This window comes from Alteromonas sp. ABE4_545 (assembly GCF_056161325.1).
Map to the genome: position 1 here is coordinate 1 of NZ_JBSWYY010000015.1, position 20,437 is coordinate 20,437.

7 protein-coding genes are annotated in these 20,437 nt (G+C 48.7%); 6 read left to right on the forward strand and 1 reads right to left on the reverse strand.

The features are described from left to right. On the reverse strand, positions 1 to 10,884 hold a 10,884-nt coding region (locus ACXAH6_RS13595; RefSeq protein ID WP_474877644.1), incomplete at its 3' end, for a beta strand repeat-containing protein. Positions 10,885 to 11,118: 234 nt separating this feature from the next. On the opposite strand from ACXAH6_RS13595, the gene ACXAH6_RS13600 reads away from it, so the two are divergent. The 6 genes from ACXAH6_RS13600 to ACXAH6_RS13625 are packed head-to-tail and all read left to right on the forward strand — an operon-like array spanning position 11,119 to position 20,430. Next, positions 11,119 to 13,059, forward strand: a complete 1,941-nt coding sequence (locus ACXAH6_RS13600; RefSeq protein ID WP_474877646.1) for a TolC family protein — start codon at positions 11,119 to 11,121, stop codon at positions 13,057 to 13,059. A gap of 15 nt (positions 13,060 to 13,074) precedes the next feature. Beyond that, positions 13,075 to 15,237: a type I secretion system permease/ATPase gene (locus tag ACXAH6_RS13605; RefSeq protein WP_474877648.1), complete on the forward strand. Its 2,163-nt coding sequence runs from the start codon at positions 13,075 to 13,077 to the stop codon at positions 15,235 to 15,237. Between the two features lie 13 nt (positions 15,238 to 15,250). After that, positions 15,251 to 16,600 (forward strand): HlyD family type I secretion periplasmic adaptor subunit, encoded by a 1,350-nt coding sequence (locus tag ACXAH6_RS13610; protein ID WP_474877650.1) that lies wholly within the window; start codon positions 15,251 to 15,253, stop codon positions 16,598 to 16,600. A 1-nt stretch (position 16,601) separates the two neighbouring features. Further along, the gene (locus ACXAH6_RS13615; RefSeq protein WP_474877652.1) at positions 16,602 to 17,198 is read left to right on the forward strand and encodes a response regulator transcription factor; all 597 of its coding nucleotides are present in this window, start codon (positions 16,602 to 16,604) and stop codon (positions 17,196 to 17,198) included. Between the two features lie 57 nt (positions 17,199 to 17,255). Then, a complete protein-coding gene (locus tag ACXAH6_RS13620; protein ID WP_474877653.1) occupies positions 17,256 to 18,875 on the forward strand; it encodes a sensor histidine kinase in 1,620 nt (539 codons plus the stop codon). A 13-nt stretch (positions 18,876 to 18,888) separates the two neighbouring features. After that, on the forward strand, positions 18,889 to 20,430 hold the full coding sequence (locus ACXAH6_RS13625; protein WP_474877655.1) for a DUF3369 domain-containing protein: 1,542 nt from the start codon (positions 18,889 to 18,891) through the stop codon (positions 20,428 to 20,430). Positions 20,431 to 20,437 lie beyond the last annotated feature (7 nt).

The following is a 20,437-nucleotide window of genomic DNA, read 5'->3' on the forward strand; positions in this document are numbered from 1 at the left end:
GATAACAGGCGCCGTGGTGTCAATAACACCGGAGGTAGAGGTCGTTGCTGTATTGCCAGCATCATCCGTACCAGAGGCTGTCACGGTATAGCCACCTTCGGCTAATGCTGTTGGCACATTGACCGAGAAGCTACCGTCGCTTTGTACGGTGGCCGTGAGGGTTTGGCTATCGCCATTGTTATCCACCACGGTGAGGGTGATGGTATCGCCGGTATCGAGGTCGGTATTGCCCGACAGCGTAGGCGTTGTATCGTTGCCTGTACCGGGTGCATTAAGAGTTAACACCGGCGCACTGGTATTCAAATCACCAGAGGTCGAGGCGGTACTGTTGTTGCCTGCAGAATCGGTAGCGGAAGCAGACACCGTGTAGCTGCCTTCGGCGAGCGGGGCAGGTACATCGGCACTGAACGCGCCGTCAGCTTGTACGGTGGCGGTGAAGGTTTGGCTATCGCCATTGGCATCAACGACAGTCAAGGTTACGGTACTGCCTGTAGGCAAATCCACATGACCTGACAATGTTGGTGTGGTGTCGTTGCCAGTACCAGGTGCATCCAGGGTTAATACTGGCGCAGTGGTATCGACTTCAGCCGATTGACTGGTGGTACTGGTATTGCCTGCATCATCCACGGCGGTGAGGGTAACGGTGTAGTCACCTTCAGCCAGAGGTGTCGATGGCGTGACGCTAAAGCTACCATCGCCCTGAACCGTGGCGGTGAGAGTTTGGGTATCGCCATTGGCATCAACCACGGTCAGAGTGACGGTGTCTCCTGCGTCTAAATCAGTGGTGCCGGAGAAGGTTGGGGTGGTGTCATTGCCCACACCTGGGTTATCCAATGAAATCACAGGTGCAGTGGTATCAATGGTGCCGGTTGCAGAGGCCGTAGCGGTGTTACCTGCTGCATCCGAGATAGCGGCACTGACGGAATAGTCGCCTTCGGCTAATGCCGTAGTCGGCGTTGTGCTGTAAGAGCCATCGCCCTGAACGGTCGCCGTGAGCGTTTGGCTATCACCATTAGCATCAACCACAGTCAGCGTGACGGTTGCACCGGCAGGCGCATCGGTTGTGCCTGAAATTGTTGGTGTGGTGTCGTTATCGGTCCCCGGGTTGGTGACTGTGATAGCGGGAGGTGTAATGTCAATTTGCCCAGTGGTTGACGCAGAAGCGCTGTTACCGGCGTTGTCTTGCGCTGTTGCATTAATGATTACGCTGCCTTCCGTGAGTGGGGTAGACGGGGTTGCACTAAAAGATCCGTCAGACTGTACCACTGCACTCAGAGTTTGCGTGTTATTGGCGCTGTCGGTGATGCTAATGCTCACCGTAGAACCTGGCGCTAAATCCGTGCTGCCTGTTAATGTCGGTGTATTGTCATTCGTGGTTCCCGGGCTGGCAATGCTAATGATCGGTGCTTGTGTATCGACACTACCACTTGCTGAAGCTGTCGAGCTATTACCGGCTTCATCACTGACATTGGCCGTTACTGTGTAACTACCTTCAGCAAGTGCGGCTGGTACTTCTGCACTGAAACTGCCGTCTGGTTGCACTGTCGCAGTGAATATTTCGGTATTGTTGTTAGCATCAACCACAGTCAGCGTAACGGTTGCACCGGTAGGTGCATCGGTTGTGCCTGAAATTGTTGGGGTGGTGTCGTTATCGGTCCCTGGGTTGGTAATAGTCAGCGACGGTGCTGTGGTATCAATTTGTCCAGTGGTTGAGGCGGTAGCGGTATTGCCTGCCACATCAGTGGTGGATGCCGATACGGTATAGCTACCTTCAGCTAAAGGTGTCGCCGGTGTGGCACTGAAAGAGCCATCGTTTTGAACAGTAGCGGATAAGGTTTGGCTGTCGCCATTGTTGTCGACCACAGTGAGGGTAACGGTTGTACCGGCAGGTGCGTCGGTTGTGCCTGTGAGTGTGGGCGTGGTGTCGTTATCTGTGCCCGGCGCATCGAGTGCGATAATAGGCGCCGTGGTGTCAATAACACCAGAGGTAGAGGTAGTTGCTGTATTGCCAGCATCATCTGTACCAGAGGCTGTCACGGTATAGCCACCTTCGGCTAATGCTGTTGGCACATTGACCGAGAAGCTACCGTCGCTTTGTACGGTGGCCGTGAGGGTTTGGCTATCGCCATTGTTATCCACCACGGTGAGGGTGATGGTATCGCCGGTATCGAGGTCGGTATTACCCGACAGCGTAGGCGTTGTATCGTTGCCTGTACCGGGTGCATTAAGGGTTAACACCGGCGCACTGGTATTCAAATCACCAGAGGTCGAGGCGGTACTGTTGTTGCCTGCTGCATCGGTAGCGGAAGCAGACACCGTGTAGCTGCCTTCGGCGAGCGGGGCAGGTACATCGGCACTGAACGCGCCGTCAGCTTGTACGGTGGCGGTGAAGGTTTGGCTATCGCCATTGGCATCAACGACGGTCAAGGTTACGGTACTGCCCGTAGGCAAATCCACATGACCTGACAATGTGGGTGTGGTGTCATTGCCAGTACCAGGTGCATCCAGGGTTAATACTGGCGCAGTGGTATCGACTTCAGCCGATTGACTGGTGGTACTGGTATTGCCTGCATCATCCACGGCGGTGAGGGTAACGGTGTAGTCACCTTCAGCTAGGGGTGTTGATGGCGTGACGCTAAAGCTACCATCGCCCTGAACCGTGGCGGTGAGGGTTTGAGTATCGCCATTGGCGTCAACCACGGTCAGAGTGACGGTGTCACCAGCGTCTAAATCAGTGGTGCCGGAGAAGGTAGGGGTGGTGTCATTGCCCACACCTGGGTTATCCAATGAAATCACAGGTGCAGTGGTATCAATGGTGCCGGTTGCCGACGCCGTAGCGGTGTTGCCTGCTGCATCAGAGATAGAGGCACTGACGGAATAGTCGCCTTCTGGCAGCGGCTCGCTGAGATCCAGTTGGTAATTGCCATTATCACCGACTTGTGTCGTGAATGTGGTGACATCTCCCGCGCTGTCGGTGATGGTTAACGTCACTGTAGAGCCTGAAGGTGCGTCGCTGGTGCCTGAAATAACAGGTGCGGTGTCGTGACTTGCCCCGGTTGTAGTTACTGTAAGTTGTGGTGCAGTGGTATCGATCTCGGCAGATTGAGACACACTTGTGCTATTCCCTGCCACATCGGTGATCGTGGTAGTAATGGTAAATTCACCTTCAGCGAGGGCGCTGTTTACCGTGCCACTAAATTGACCGGTTTCAGACACTACCACATCAATGGTTTGGATATTTCCCGCACTGTCGGTTACCGTGAAGGTGATGGTTGAACCCGGAGCAACATCGGTGCTACCACTGAATGCAGGAGTCGTATCGTTATTGGGTGAGTCAATGTTAAATGTGAGTGTTGGCGCTTGTGTGTCTATCACACTATTAACACTGGTACTCGCACTGTTATTAACATTATCGCTGATCGTCGCTTCTACAGAATAATTGCCATCACTAAGCGGTGTTGAGGCTGTGACGCTAAAGCTACCATCGTTTTGAACTGTTGCGTTAAGAATTTGGCTGTTACCCGCAGAATCAGTGACCGTAATGGTTACCACTGAGCCTGCGGGTTGATCTGTGGTACCACTGATATCAGGGGTATTGTCATTGCCAACGGGGATTGGCGACAGCGTTAGACTGGGAGCTGTGCCATCAACGGTGCCGGATGTAGAAGTTGCAACCGTATTGCCCACTGAATCGGCAAGGCTGACTTCAACGGTATAATCTCCATCAGCAAGTTCGGTTGGCACTTCTGCGCTAAAGTCACCGTTTTGAGTGACCGTTGAGGTAAAGGTTTGGCTGGCTCCAAGAGCATCGATAACGGTAAATGTTACCACTGTACCGGCAATTGCATTCGTTGTGCCTGATAGAACTGGTGTACTGTCATTACTGGTGCCCGGATCGCTTACCGTTAACGTGGGTGCGGTGGTGTCGATTGTGGTGGTGACGGTATCACTACCCGTGTTGCCCGCCGCGTCATTCACCTGAGCTGAAATACTGACTTCGCCATCACTCACCGCCACTGGCGTTTCAACACTGAACGTACCGTCGTTGGCGACTGTTGTGGTAAAGGTTTCTTGTTCACCTTGCTCGTCAGTAAGCGTAACGGTAATAGTACTGCCGGCCGGCGCATCCGTTGAACCGGAAATAACTGGCGTGGCATCGTTGCCGTTGGCTATAGGATCCAGTGTGATCGTAGGGGCTGTGGTATCCAGCGTGAAATTACTGGTTGCTGAATTGGTGTTGCCCGCAGCGTCAGATGCCGACGCAGTAACAGTGTAATCACCATCAGCAAGTGACTCAGGTGCAGCTACCGAGAAATCACCATCGCTGTTTACGGTTGTGGTAATGGCGGTTGGGTTACCCTGGGCATCGGTAATCGTAATCGAGACTTCACTGCCTGCTGGAAGATTGGTACTACCGGCAATCACAGGAGGATTGGTATTCGACAACCCGTCTACATCGAGTATCAGGGTAGGTGATGCCGTATCGATTGTACCCGAATCCGACGCACTGGCAGACAAGCCCAGTTCGTTTGTCGCAGTCACCGTAACATTAAATTCGCCATCGCTCAGTGCTGCGGGCACTTCAGCGCTGAAACTACCGTCGTCATTAACAAATGCGTTAAAGGTTTCGGTATTGCCTGCTGAATCACTCACTGTTATCGCGACGGTGTTTCCGGGGGCAATATCGGTTTGCCCGCTGATAACAGGCGTACTGTCGTTGGTTAAACTGATGGGGTCAAGGCTCAGTGTTGGCGCATCAGTATTGACTTCTCCCGTGCCGCTCACACTGGCGGTGTTGCCAGCGTTATCTGAAGCACTCACTAATATGTCGTATTCACCTTCGGCCAGTTCGTTAGGTACTTCAGCACTGAACGTACCGTCGTTCGCAACATTGGTCGTTAGCGTTTGACTGTTTCCAGCTGCGTCGACAACCTGAATAGTCACCTGACTACCTGGCGGTAAATCGGTTTCACCACTGATAATTGGCGTGGTATCGGCACTCACGGCTTGGTCGTTGAGTAAAACATTAGGGAAGGTCGTGTCGAGTGTGCCTGCTGTAGAACTACTCGCGGTATTGCCACTGTCATCGGTGGCTGTGGCGGTAACTGTAAAGTTGCCTTCTGCTAATGGCACGCCCGCTTGTGCAGTAAAGGTGCCGTCATTTCCGACCGCGGCGAACACGGTTTGACTGGCGCCTGATACGTCGGTAAAGGTCACGGCGACAGTGCTGCCCGGTGCTAAATCGGTGGTGCCTGAAATGGTCGGGGTTTCTTGATTTGTTGTGCCCACCGAGTTGACATCAATTAGTGGTGGCGTTGTGTCAATGTCGCCCGATATTGTGGTGGTGGTCAGGTTACCGGCGTTATCTTCGCCAGCCACACTGACCGTAAAGTTGCCTTCTGCCATCGCTTGTGTAGGCGTAGCAGAAAACGTTCCGTCGTCATTAATCGTTGCAATGAGCTGCTGACTATTGCCTTCGCTATCAGTTACGGTAATGGTCACACTTGACCCTGCGGGTAAATCGCTGCTGCCTGAGATATCAGGCGTTAGGTCATTAGTATTGTCGATAGCGTCGACAGAAATAACTGGAGCCGTTAAATCAATACTGGAAGAACTGAAACGGGTTGTGCTTTCTCCAGCGTCACTCGTTGCTGAAGCCTCTATTTGTATTGCGCCTTCGGCTAATGCTACAGGTACGGTAACCGCGAAACTTCCGTCATTTGCAACCGTCGCGCTTAGATTTTGCGTATTGCCATCGCTGTCGGTAACCGACACTGTCACGCTTTCCCCTGGAGCGATCGAAGTTGTACCTGTGATGGTTGGAGTTGCGTCGTTCGAGGGTTCTAATGGGTCTATACTAAGGCTGGGCGCATTGGTGTTGATGGTGCCTGATGTCGTCGCTTGTGCAGTATTGCCCGCTTCATCTGTAGCGGTAATAGAAACGGTGAGGGTTCCATCAACAACGGCTTCAGGTACGTCCACACTGAAGTGGCCTTGTTCATCTATGGTTGTATCAAAGGTCTGTTGATTTCCCGCACTGTCTTCCACAACTAATGTGATGGTACTTCCTGCGTCTAAATCGGTTTGTCCTGATACGGTGGGAGTTGTGTCATTAGTTACACCCACGGGGTCGACGGTAAGCACAGGGGGCGTTGTGTCAAGCGTGCCTGATTGACTCGCTGATGATGTATTACCCGCTGCGTCGCTCGTAGTTGCAGTAACCGTAAAATCACCTTCAGTCACAGTTTGTGGCAGTGTTGCTGTGAAATTACCGTTTGCGTCAATAGTGGCTTGGGTTTGCTGAGTATTACCATCGGTGTCTGTCACAGTGACAACGACGGTTTGTCCTTCTCCTGCGTCGCTAGTACCAGAAATAACCGGAGGGTTTTCATTGGTCACGGTCGAGTCGATGGTTAACTGGGGGGCTGTGGTATCAATACTTCCCGTTGTTGTGGTGGTAGTTGAATTACCCGCCGTATCTGTCACTGTGACTGCGGCAGTGTAGCCTCCTTCTCCTATTGGGGTGTCTGGAGCAATGCCAAAATTGCCGTCGGCATCAACGCGGGTTGTGAGGGTTTGTGTATCACCGTTGTTGTCGGTAATGGTCACTGTAACCTGGCTACCGGGTTGTACGTCGGCAGATCCCGAAATTGTTGGTGTGGTGTCGTTACTACTACCTAATGGATCAAGCGTAACTGTTGGAGGTGTGGTATCTACGGAGCCATTAATGTTTTGTGTCGCAGTGTTGCCTTCAGCATCTGTTGATGAAACCGTAACGGTAAAGTCGCCTTCTGATAAATCGGCGGGCACGGGCGCGTTGAAGTTACCTGCTTCATTCACTTCCGCGGTAAAGGTTTGGGTATTGCCGTCGGCATCGGTCACGCTAATCGTTACAGTGCTGTCAGCACCGGCAGATGTGTTACCAGAAATAACCGGCGACGTATTGTTTGTGGTATTAATGTCATCAACGGTAAGGGTTGGTGCATTGGTATTCACTGCGCCAGATTGAGTCACCGTGGTGGTGTTGCCAGCGCTATCCGTGGCTTCCACAGTAACCGTGTAATCTCCATCGGCAATTGGCGTAGCCGGAGTGACGTCAAAGTTGCCTAAATCATCCACTGTGGTTGTGGTGGTTTGTGTATTGCCGTCAGCATCAGTAATGGTAACGGTTACCGTACTTCCTTCCTGAAGATCACTGCTACCTTCAATTGTTGGGGTGTTGTTGTTACCCGTGCCTACGGGAGATAAAGTGATACTTGGCGGCTGTGTATCTACTTGAGTTTGCACCGAGTCAGTCGCCACATTTCCTGTGCCATTATCGACACTTACGGTAATAGTGTAATCCCCATCGTCTAGAGGCTGATCGACCGGAAGCGAGAAGTTACCGTCGCTGTCAACTTGCCCTGTGAATGTTTGTGTATTGCCGTTGCTATCGGTGACAGTGGCAGTAACCAGTGAGCCCGTGCCCGCACCGCTGCTACCTGAAATAACCGGTGTGTTATTGGGGGACGAGGCAATGGGGTCGATGTTTAAACTGGGTACACTGGTATCAATTGAGCCAGTTGTGCTGACTTCTGTGGTATTGCCCGCACTGTCTTGGCTTTGAATTAAAACGGTGTAATCGCCTTCAGCTAGTGGATCTTCGGCTGTCACACTGAATTGACCGTTATCGTCCACTTCTGTTGTAAGTGTTTGCTGTGAGCCATTGCTATCGGTAATGATCACCGTTACTGGGGCGCCAGCTGGCAGGTCACTCTGGCCATTAATTGTCGGGGTTTCGTTGCTGGTGACGGTTGGGGAGGTAACCGATACCGATGGAGCGACCGTGTCTACATGTACTGTTTGCGACGCTGTTGTGGCATTACCCGCGTTGTCAGTGGTGGTCACTTCAACGTCAACGTCACCTTCGGGGAGTGCCGTTTCAATATCAACACTGAAACTACCGTCATTCTGTACAATCCCTGAAGCCGTTTGGGTTTCACCGACACTATCAGTGACCGTAATAGTGACCGTAGTACCCGGTTCCGCGTCGGTAGAGCCGGAGATGGTTGGTGTTGTATCGTTGGTGTTGTCGATCGGGTTCAAGGTCACCGCTGGGGCGATGGTATCAATGTTGCCGCTTAGTGTGGCATTGGCTTGATTGCCCACCGTATCCTCTGTTGTCACCGATACATTAAATGCCCCTTCACTGAGTGCGACATCAGGTGTTGCTGAAAATGTACCGTCATTTTGGGCAGTCGCCTCTACGGTTTGCGAATCGCCATTAGCATCGACAAAGGTTACACTAATTGGTGTTCCTTCTGGCGCGTCGGTCGACCCAGTTACCGTAGGGAATGGCGTGTTTTGTTGCGTGATTCCGTCAATGATCAAACTTGGCGCAGAATGATCAACTGTACCATTGGCAGTCACTGTTTCAGTATTTCCCGCTGCGTCGGCAACTGTCACCGCTATGGTAAAATCGCCTTCGGCCAATGGTTCAGTAACTGGAATACTGAAGGATCCATCGTCTTCTACGACGCCGCTCAAGTCTTGGCTATTACCGTCTGCATCAGTGATAGTCACCGTGACTGTACTGCCTGCTTCACTATCAGATGAACCTGTTATTACGGGCGAAGATTCATCTGTAACTAAGTCGCTATTGATCGTGATTGTCGGTGAAGTGGTGTCTAAATTACCCGTAGTATTTGCCGTAGCGCTGTTACCCGCAGGGTCGGTGGCGGTGGCTTCTACGGTGTAGTCACCTTCGGCTAGCGGTGTTACCACATCGGCAGAGTAACTGCCATCGGCATTCACTGTGGCAGTAAGGGTTTGAGTGTTACCGTCGCTGTCGGTCACGAGCAAGGTCACACTATCCCCAGCTTCAAGATTAGTGGTGCCAGTGATAGTCGGGGTTGGATTATTATTGGCGCCTTGATCATCCACAGTTACCGTAGGGGCCGTGGTGTCTAAATTACCCGTGGTGTTGGCCGTGGCACTATTGCCCGCAGGGTCGGTAGCGGTGGCTTCTACGGTGTAGTCACCTTCGGCGAGTGGTGTTACCACATCGGCAGAGTAACTGCCATCGGCATTCACTGTGGCGGTGAGCGTTTGGGTGTTGCCATCGCTGTCGGTTACTAACAGAGTCACGGTGTCGCCTGGTTCAAGGCTTGTTGTACCAGTAATAGTGGGAGTAGAGTTATTGTTAGCACCCTGGTCGTCCACGGTTAGGGAAGGGGCATTACTATCTAAACTACCCGTGGTGTTGGCCGTAGCACTGTTGCCCGCTGGGTCGGTGGCAGTGGCTTCTACGGTGTAGTCACCTTCGGCTAATGGTGTTACCACATCGGCAGAGTAACTCCCATCGGCATTCACAGTGGCAGTAAGGGTTTGAGTGTTGCCATCGCTGTCAGTTACCAACAGGGTAACGGTATCACCTGCATCGAGGTTAGTGGTACCTGTGATGGTTGGCGTTGGGTTGTTGTTGGTGCCTTGATCATCCACGGTCACAGTAGGGGCTGTGTTATCTAAATTACCCGTCGTGTTGGCTGTAGCACTGTTGCCCGCAGGGTCGGTAGCGGTGGCTTCTACGGTGTAGTCACCTTCGGCTAATGGTGTTACCACATCGGCAGAGTAACTCCCATCAGCATTTACAGTGGCAGTAAGGGTTTGAGTGTTGCCGTCGCTGTCGGTTACCAACAGGGTTACGGTATCACCTGCATCGAGGTTAGTGGTACCTGTGATGGTTGGCGTTGGGTTGTTGTTGGTGCCTTGATCATCCACGGTCACCGTGGGGGCTGTGGTGTCTAAATTCCCAGCGGTATTGGCTGTAGCACTGTTACCCGCAGGGTCAGTGGCAGTAGCTTCAACGGTGTAGTCACCTTCGGCTAATGGTGTTACCACATCGGCAGAATAACTGCCATCGGCATTCACTGTGGCAGTTAGCGTTTGGGTGTTGCCGTCGCTGTCGGTTACCAACAGGGTTACGGTATCACCTGCATCGAGGTTAGTGGTACCTGTGATGGTGGGTGTTGGGTTGTTATTGGTGCCTTGATCATCAACATTCACGATAGGCGCAGTAACATCAATACTGCTTGTTGTCTGCGTACTAGCCGTATTTCCCGCCGTATCAGCGCCGTCTGCGGTAACCGTAAAGTCACCTTCAGCAAGTGCTTGCGGAACGTCGCCAGTGAACGTGCCATCAGGATTAACAATAACGGTAATTGTTTGTGTATTTCCGTCACTATCCACAATGGTGAGCGTGACCGGATTGCCTGGGGCGAGGTCGGTGGAGCCGGAAATTGTTGGTGTAACATTATTAGACACCGCAATGTTATCTAAGCTAATGATAGGTGGCGTGGTGTCTTGGGGGATGTTTTGTGTTGAATCTTGTCCTTCTTGTGTCTCTGTACCAGTGGTTTCGGCGTTTTCTGCCTCGTAATCATAGGCGACAGGGTCGACGTTTTCGTCCACCCGCTCTACGCGAACAAATGAAGTGCCACCTTCAGCGTCACCACCGCCAGTCAAACCTGCCGCGGCAGCTTCGATGTTCTCTAAAATATCGCCATCACCTTGTAATAATTGGTCAAATGTTGGGTTGTCACTTTGTTCTGCAGTTTGCAGTTCTTGGGCAAGGGCATCCAATGAATCGTCATATACGACGAAATCTGATGTGTCTTCGTCAGGAGAAACACCCGACGCGACTTGGTCGGGTGTGAGTGTTTGGTTGGCACCAATCACAAAGGTTTCACCATCGATGGTCAATGTGACCTCACCGTTGGCTGCTGTCACAATTGGACTATCAGGCGCTAGCGTATCTGTGTTGAGCAAGGGCGCGAGTGAGCCGTCAGCTTGTTGCACATAAACTTCACCAATGATTTCAATAATTTCTACTGATTCGATAGCCATATCTGATACCCGATAAGTGATTATTTACACTCAAAAGCTAGTAGACGTCAGTGATCTTTCCATCGTACCCAGGTACGTATTGGTTAAAAAATATAAACAAAAAAATACGATTCAATCGTTTGCGAGATACCAAAACCACGACTAAGGTTAAGAAAATTCAGTTTTTCAGTGTGTACTTTTCAAGCACTTGAATTTGTGTGATTTGGCGGTGTTAACTGCTTATCGAGGTGTGGAATGAGTGGGGTTAATTTGCGAGAGAAACGAGTTTTTTCATTGTTGTTAGGGAGTGCGTTTGCGTGCTTAGCTTACACCGGTAATGCGCAAACATCTGATCAGCCGGTTTCTTTGCCAGAAGTGATCAATTTGGTGGTGTCGAGCAATCCAGACATTCAAGTCGCTTGGCGAGAATTGGATCTAGCGAGGAAGGACCTAAAAATTAATCAGGCCGAATTTAAGCCTCAGGTCGACCTAACACTTTCATCTGCATACTTAGACCGCAACTACACATTAGACTCGTCCTATCCACTGCACCGAGGGGAGTTGTCAGTAAGCCAATTGTTGTATGACGGGTTTACGACGCATCACAACATCAAAGAGTTCGAACAAGTGCAGTTGGTGCGTTATTACGAAATGATAGGTACTGCAGAAGGCGTTGCGTTGAGTACCACGCAAGCTTACTTAGATATCCTCCTATACCGAGAATTATTTGATATTGCTGTTGAAAACCTGCGTACCCACATTAGCGTGTTCAAGCAAATTGAAGAAAGCGTTGAAGCGGGCGTGGCAAGGCGGGCAGATCTAGAGCAAATCAATGGTCGGTTATCGTTGGCTGAATCAAACGTTATTACCGAGCAATCGAATTTACATGATGTGTCAGCGCGATTTCTTCGCGTGACAGGGTTAAGCCCAGATACACCACTAACAGATTACAGTTTTTCTGACCAAATCGTGATGTTGCCAGATTTTCAATCTGTGCTGTTTCAAGCGTATGAAACCAACCCGAGTTTTAACGCGGCTTTGTATAACATCTCGGCGTTAAATCACAACATGGAGTCTGCGGAAGGTGCCTATCATCCGCGAGTTGAGTTGGTTGGCTCTTACAATTCTCAATCGAGAAATGACGCGGGCTTAAATACCACAATAACCGAAGGTCGCGTGGGAATTAACGTTAACTGGAATCTCTATCGCGGCGGTGCCGACAAGCAAAACATCAAACGTTCACTGGTACAGGTCGATCAAGCCAAGAGTAACCGTGACCGCGTGTGCCGAGATATGCGCCAGTCGTTGCAAATAGCGTACAACGAAATTAACAGTGTAGGGCGCCAATTGCCTTCGCTCAATGAGCATAAATTGTCTTCAGATCGTGTTAACACTGCGTATTTTGACCAGTTTAATATTGGCGAGCGGACATTACTGGACTTACTCGACTCTGAAAATGAGCTTTACGAAGCCAAACGCGCTTACTCTGAAGCAGTTTACACGCAACAAAAAGCGTATGCAGAGCTGTTAGCCAATCAGGGGAAATTAATGTTTGCCTTAGGTGTAGCCAAAGAAACACTGCCAAGTGCGAATGAACTCACTGACGAAATTGTTAACTACGACCCCAATTACATTTGCCCAGCAGACCCGATTAATTCTGCGGCAGATCAAAGCGATATTTTAGTGAATGACATTGACGGTGATGGTGTGACGGATTTATGGGATGACTGTAACAACACACCATTGGGCGCTGAAATCGACATTAACGGATGTGAAGTCAAGGCTGCGCCGCCTGAGCTTGCTGTGTTAGAGGTAACAGATGACAACGTAATAGAGAAGGTCACTGTAAACCTACCGTTTTTGGCGGATTCTGCAGACATACAATCCGGATTTGAATCGAGCTTACAACCACTGGTCGATCAGCTAACGTCGAGTGACACGGTTGGAGTTGTCATTCATGGTCATGCTTCGTTGGAAGGCAATGCCAATTACAACCAGAAATTGTCTGAGCGTCGCGCAATGAGTGTTGCGGCCTATTTGATGTCTGCTACTGGTTTAGACAGTACGCGGATTACTGCAATGGGCTATGGAGAATCACAACCTTTAATTGACGAGATTTCTGAAGAGGCGAATGCAAAGAATCGACGCATTGAAGCGTTTGTTGTTTCGCTTGATAACAGTGCCGGAACGGAATAGTCCAGGACACGAGACATGACTGTGAGTTTTGTTGGTTCATCAGCACAAAATGGAGTGCCTGAAGACAGGGAGCATCAAGGTGGTGTACTCATGGACTGCCTGCGCGCAGTATGTTTACACTACGAGATGCCGTTCTCTGCCGCGACGGCGCTGAATCAATTGCCGTTAAAGGATGGCGTACTCACACCTTCAGCTTTTGAACGCGCGGCGACAACAATGGGATTTGTTTGTCGCACTGCAAAACGCCCGATAGAAGCAGTGAATAAAGCACTACTTCCAGCTGTTTTGATCCTTGAGAACCAGCAAGCCTGCGTAATCTTCGACTATGATCTGGATAAGCAAAGTGCGTCGGTTGCGCTTCCTGAGTTGTCGGAAATCCGCACTGATATATCGCTTACAGAATTGACCGAAAGCTACACAGATTATGTGATCTTTTTACGTCCTCAGCCGAGTGAGCATTATAAAAAGGACAGCGTGAATGCACAGGTCAATGGGCATTGGTTTTGGGGCGTGATCAAGCAAACCACCTCTCTGTATCGCGACGTTATTTTTGCATCTTTGTTTGTCACGTTACTTTCAGTTGCGTTACCCCTATTTGTCATGAATGTTTACGACCGTGTTGTACCTAATGCGGCGCTAGAAACCTTATGGGTGTTAGCCATTGGCGTTGGTGTAGCGTTAATGGTGGACGTGTCATTACGCAGTCTTCGCCAGTTTTTCGTCGAGCTAGCTGCTAGCCGAGTAGACATAAATTTATCGTCGGTATTGATGCAAAAAGTCATGGGGATGTCTTTTTACGATAAACCCCAATCAACCGGTGCGTTTGTGAATAGTATTCAGTCGTTTGATGCGATTAGGAACTTCTTCAATTCGGCTACTTTGCTCGCAATGGTAGATCTGCCGTTTGCCTTGGTATTTATTGCCATTATTGCGTTTATGAGCTGGCCATTAGTGATCCCCATTTTAGCCGGCGGCGTGATTATTTTTGTTTACAGCGCGTTTGTGCAAAAGAGCATGCGTGGGTTATCTGACGAGGCAATTAATATTTCCTCTGCGCGCAATAGCGCACTAAACGAAGCTGTGTCCATGTTTGACGAAGTGAAATTTTTTAATGCATCGAGTCATTTTCAATACAGCTGGGAACGCTTAACCGTGTATTTGACCAAAGTGAATGCCAAGATGCGTATGTTAAATACGTCGTTAAGCAATATGGCTTTGTTCATTCAGCAGTCTGTCGGTGTTGTGATTATTATTGGTGGTGTGTTTTTGATCACTGAAAATGAACTCACACAGGGGGCATTAATTGCCAGCTATTTATTGTCGAGCCGAGCAATGGGGCCGATTGCGCAGGCGGCAAGTTTGTTTTCTCAATATCATCAAGCGGCCACTGCCTATTCTGCGCTAGACGAAATTATGCAGAGGGAGGACGAAGCTCAACGCGACAAAGAGTGGACGGAACACTCACGAATAAAAGGCAAAGTAGAGTTCAGACATTTGAGCTTTCATTATCCCGAAGTATCAAAAAATCAGTTAGAGGGCTTACACTTTACAATTCAACCCGGCGAACATGTTGCTATTTTAGGTAAAAATGGTTGCGGTAAGAGTACCTTAAACCGCTTGTTGCTTAAGTCGATGGCGCCTGTGTCGGGGCAAATTTTATTGGATAACATCGATTTAGGGCAATATCAGCCTTCACTTTTGCGTCAATGTGTGGGTTATGTACCGCAAGATATCGCGCTTTTCTCTGACACGCTCAAACACAATATCACCCAGTTTAATGCGGTTAATGAAGACCGCATTTGGGAATTATTGACTCGATTGGGACTGAGTCAATTTGTCAACAGCCATCCCGACGGACTCAATATGCAAGTGGGTGAAAAAGGCGCTTTGTTGTCTGGTGGTCAACGACAAGCGGTAGCCTTGATGCGCGCCTTGCTGAAGTCGCCAGATATGTTCATTTTTGATGAGCCAACCTCATTTATGGATTCGACAATAGAACAGCAAATAGTGGCGACACTACACAGTGAAACCCAAGGTAAAACGCTAATTTTGAATACCCATCGTATGTCGTTACTCGACCTTGTTGACCGCGTGATCGTGCTCGACCAAGGACGCGTGATTGTTGATGGTGGCAAAGACGGGGTAATGAAACAACTTGCCAATCGAGCGCGTACGTAAGGGGTTGTAGAGTATGTTAGGGCCACGGATGTTACAGCGTTGGGTGAGAAGTTGGTGGACAGTGCCTTCTGGTCAGGATTGGGTTCTGGAGTCTGAATGGGCGCGTGTGCAACAAACACCTGTGCGAGCGCGAGTGCTCTTGTATTGCATGATTGCAGCCATCGTTTTGTTTTTAGTGTGGGCTTATTTTTCACCCATAGACGAAGTGGCAAGGGGAGAAGGGAAGGTTGTTCCCTCAAGGCAACTTCAGGTATTGCAGTCGTTTGACGGCGGGATTGTTCAGTCGATCAATGTCAGTGAAGGTGACACAGTAGATGTGGGGCAAATTCTTCTCAAAGTAGATCCAACACGATTTATCTCTGATCTGAAAGAAAACCAAACGCAGTATTTGGCGCTTGCAACAAAAGCTCAGCGATTACGCGCCCTCACGCGTAACACACCGTTGAGCTTCAGTGAGGAGTTGCTAGATAGTGCGCCATCTATTGTTGAGAATGAACAGTCGTTGTACGACTCCAACATACGAGAGTTAGAAGAGCAGCTCGCGTCTTCAAAAAATCGTATAGACCAGATAAAGCAGGATATGTCGTCTACCGATGCCGAAATATCTCAGTATCAAACCACTCTCGCCCTTACTCAGAAAGAATATGATGTTACTAAGCCTTTGCTTAAGTCGGGCGCCGTTTCCGATATCGATATTTTGCGTTTGGAGCGCCAAATTGTTGAATTGGAAGGCAGTATTAGTCGTGCTCAATCAGCACTCGTGAGGCAGCGTTCTGCTATCGATGAAGAGCAGAGCAAGCAGCAAGAAACCCGTTTGCGGATGTTTAACAATTGGAACAAAGAGCTAACCGAAACGTTGACCAAGATGGCAACGCTAGAGCAATCAAAAACTAGCCTTGTAGATGTGGTAGCGCAATCAGAAATTCGTTCTCCGCTTAAAGGCACGGTGCAGCGGTTGTTTTTTAATACTGTAGGTGGAGTTATTACTCCAGGTAGCCCTGTAGCTGAAATTGTGCCCGATGACGACAAGTTGATTGTTGAAGCCAAAATTGCTCCCAGCGACATCGCGTTTATCAAGCGCGGCCAAAAAGCCATTTTGAAGTTCAGTGCTTATGACTTTGCGATATACGGTGGCATTGATGCACTTGTCGACCATATTAGCGCTGACACCATCACTGATGAAAAAGACCAAACGTTTTATATCGTGCGACTGCACACAACGGAAAGCAATCAGGAATCAATGTTTAAGATCATCCCAGGTATGACAGTTCAGGTTGATATTATGACCGGCAAGAAAACTATTCTGAATTACATCTTGAACCCGCTATACAAAGTCACTTCATCTGCGTTGAAGGAGCGATAGTATGCGTCACATGATGGTGAGCGATGAACCTGTGTCTCCAGCATCGAGCTTACAATTGGGAGTGCAATCGCCCGCAGACCTCTACGGAGCTGACATAGACCCCAATACTTTTTATTGGGTTAACAGTCGTGACACTCACGATTGGGGAGAAATAACGCGACACATTGCGAGCCAGACCCGCTATGTGGTGGTAATGACTCATCGGCTGATTGAAAGCGAGTTGCACGCTGCCTTGTCGGTAGGCGCAAAAGGTTATTGTCATGTTTCGTGTTCTGAAAATGTGCTGAATACAGTGACTCAGGCAGTGCAGAGCGGGGGAATTTGGATCCCTAAAGAACTACTGTCGTTAACAATACATAAATTGGCCGCGCACGAACGGTTTACACTTGCTAACGGTCCCCCCTCTCTGTTGACTGAACGAGAGAAAGCGGTGGTCAATCGCATTTTGATGGGCATGTCTAATTTGGCCATAGCCGAAGCCCTCTTTATTACTGAAAGAACAGTTAAGCAACATGTCACCACTATCTTAAAAAAGTATGACGTTAAAGATCGTGTGGCCTTACTTTTGAAACTTGGCACCTTTAAGCAATTGGAATGACGTGAAAAAGTGGACTATACCTATAGAATCGGCACGCTCTTAAGAGACATCACAGGCATGAAAAAGAAAACCGCGCATCAACTTAGCGCTATTTTTGCGATTATCATTATTGTGTTAAGTACTTGGCTCTACCTTATTTTAAGAGCGCAAGAAGCGCAGGTTGCGTTTTACGACCCGGCTAAAGAATACAACGAACTCTTGCAAGAGCGCTTTGAGGGTTTGGAGTATCCATTGCGTTCTATTAACGCCTTTTACCTTTCTTCGAGTAATGTCGATGAGGAAGAATTTTCGACTTTCACCGACTTGGCGTTAGAGCAATACGATTTTATTTCAGCGATATTTTATCTGTCTGCAAGTGAACGGGTAGAAATTATTTACGAAGAAGTCTCCAGTGTGTATCCGTATTTCGCTTCTCTCGAGCAGGTATATCGCGATGATATTGCAACTTTAGCCGGTATTCACCAGAGCAATCCTGACCAGCCTACCACAATCAGTACTTTTACTTTTAAAGACAAATCGTTCATGGGCATCCTCTACGAGTTAGACGGAGATCGCGGCTATTTGTATATGGTAATGGACTTTGGCCTAGCGAGTGCTCAAGTCCTCGACAATAAAATGACGGGTAATTATCGCATTGTCGATCAAACCGCAAAGGCTAATACGGTGTTTCAAAGCTATAGCAACGAAGATGAGCCGGATTTTAGCGACAGTTATTCGGGCAAAATTCATTATTTTGAAACAGAGTGGGACGTGGAAATTGCTAAGCCCTTTAACATTACCGAAGTCGTTTATGCTGGTATTCCAATAGTGGGTGTTGGGTTAGCTTGGTTAGCGTTTTATTTACTCTCATCTTATTCGTCGTTTAAGCGTTTGAGTGAAGAGAGGAAGAGCGCACTTACCCAGTTGGAATTTGCCCAAGATAAACTGATCGAGAACGAAAAACTCAATGCCATGGGCGGCTTAGTTGCGGGTATTTCTCATGAGGTGAACACCCCGCTCGGGATCAGTATCACCAGCTTGTCCCACACACGAGAGTTGGTGAGCGATCTAGAGCAAGATTTCAAAGCTGGCGTGTTAGACAGTGCCAAGTTCGAAGATTTTATTTCTGCGGCCACTGATTTGGTGGAGCTGTCTTTAAAGAACATGCAGCGAGCGTCTAAATTAGTCTCTAGTTTTAAACGCGTGGCAGTGGTTAATGCCGACGATGAAAGTGAAATGGAAAGCACGGATGTTGGTGCTTTGGTGAAAAAGTTCACGCACACCTTTGAAGAAGTGTCTAAACCAGACAACCTGACCTTTGACATTGTCGAGAAAGACACGGTGAGAGTGCACACATTCCCCAGTGTGATCGAGCAAATACTCACCTACCTTATTTCTAATTCTTTGCTCCATGGTTTTAGTGCCACACAGAGTGAATGTTTGATCCGAATTACGCTGTTCTCCGATATCGACGGTTTTTACCTGCGTTTTGAAGACAACGGAAAAGGCGTAAGTAACGAAGAATTAAAGTTGGTATTTGAACCGTTTTATACCACTAAACGAGGTGCCGGCAATGCGGGATTGGGCCTGTCGGTTGTACACAATTTACTGAAGGGTAAATTAAAAACAGATGTTCATTATGGCAGTGACAACAACACTGGTTTTTGGGTTCAATTTCAAATTAAAGACCTGTCTTAAGGAGAGTTGGTAAATGACTTTTAATCCCTTATTTGCGAATCAGGCCGCGGTAAAACAAGAAAGTGCTCAAGAGCCACTATCAACCAAACCTGCATTCAAAGCGCTCATTATTGACGATGAGACCGAAGTACACCGAGTAACTGAACTCACCTTGAAGCGTTTTCGGTTTGAAGATCAAAAAGTGCAGTTTTTACATGCCTACTCTGGGCAAGAAGCGTTTGAGGTATTCACTGAACACGATGATATTGCGGTTGCCTTGGTAGATGTTGTGATGGAAAACGACCATGCCGGCTTAGACTTAGTAAAGCGAGTGCGACAAGAATTAAACAATAACCTCACACGGTTGATATTGCGAACTGGCCAACCCGGTCAAGCGCCAGAGCATGAAGTGATCGAGAAATATGACATTAACGATTACAAAGAAAAAACAGAGTTAACGAGCCAGAAATTAAAAACGCTCATGTATAGCGGGCTGCGTTCGTATCGCGACCTTAAGACCATTGAAGAACATCGCAAAGGTTTGCGGCAAGTAATTGAAAGCACAAGTAAAATGTTAAAGCCAAACGCGTTGGGTGAGTTCGCCTCCGCGGTGCTAAAAGAAATTATGAACATTTTGCAGTTAGATTCGAGTGCTATTTATTGCTCATCAGTTGTCGGGAACACCGAATTCAATGGCACAGTACTGGCAGCAACGGGCTCGTTGGCCGACACATTAAATGTAGAAAAGGTAACGGCGATGCCAGACAAGGTTCGCACCTACTTTGAAGATGCATTTCAGCAGAAGAAGTCGATTTATTTTGACGATGGTTATGTGTTTTATACCAAGACTGAAAGCGGCTATGAAAACCTGTTGTTCGTGGACACCAAAGGCGATTTATCTGAGCAACAGCGGGAGTTACTCGAAATTTACTGCATTAATGTGGCTTTGACCTACGAAAACCTGCTGATTAACGAAGAAATCAAAGATACGCAAAGAGAGCTGGTTTATTTACTCGGTGACGCGGTAGAAATGCGCAGTAAAGAAACCGGCGCTCACGTAAAACGAGTGTCACTTGTTTGTTATAAAATCGCCCAAGCATTAGGCCTTGATGAAGAGCAAGCGTTGAACATCAAGCGTGCTTCGCCATTACACGATTTGGGTAAGGTAGCCATTCCCGATGCCATACTTCATAAACCAGCCAAACTTGATGCTGATGAATGGGCCCTGATGCAAACTCATGCGAGTGTGGGGTACGATATTTTAAATAAATCGACTAAGCCATTGATGAAGCTCGCGGCAGAAATCTCACTGACGCACCACGAAAAATGGGACGGGACAGGATACCCTGAAGGCTTGAAAGGGGAAGATATCCCGATTAGTGGCAGAATTGCTGCCATTGCCGATGTATTTGACGCCCTAGGCTCACGTAGGGCATACAAAGAGCCTTGGGGTAAAGAAGAAATTTTAAACGTGTTGAAAGAAGAACGTGGTCGTCATTTTCAGCCCGAACTAGTCGATATTATTGTTGAAGATTTCGACGGTTTTTGGGCTATTCGTGAACAGTTTCCGGATTAACAGGCAC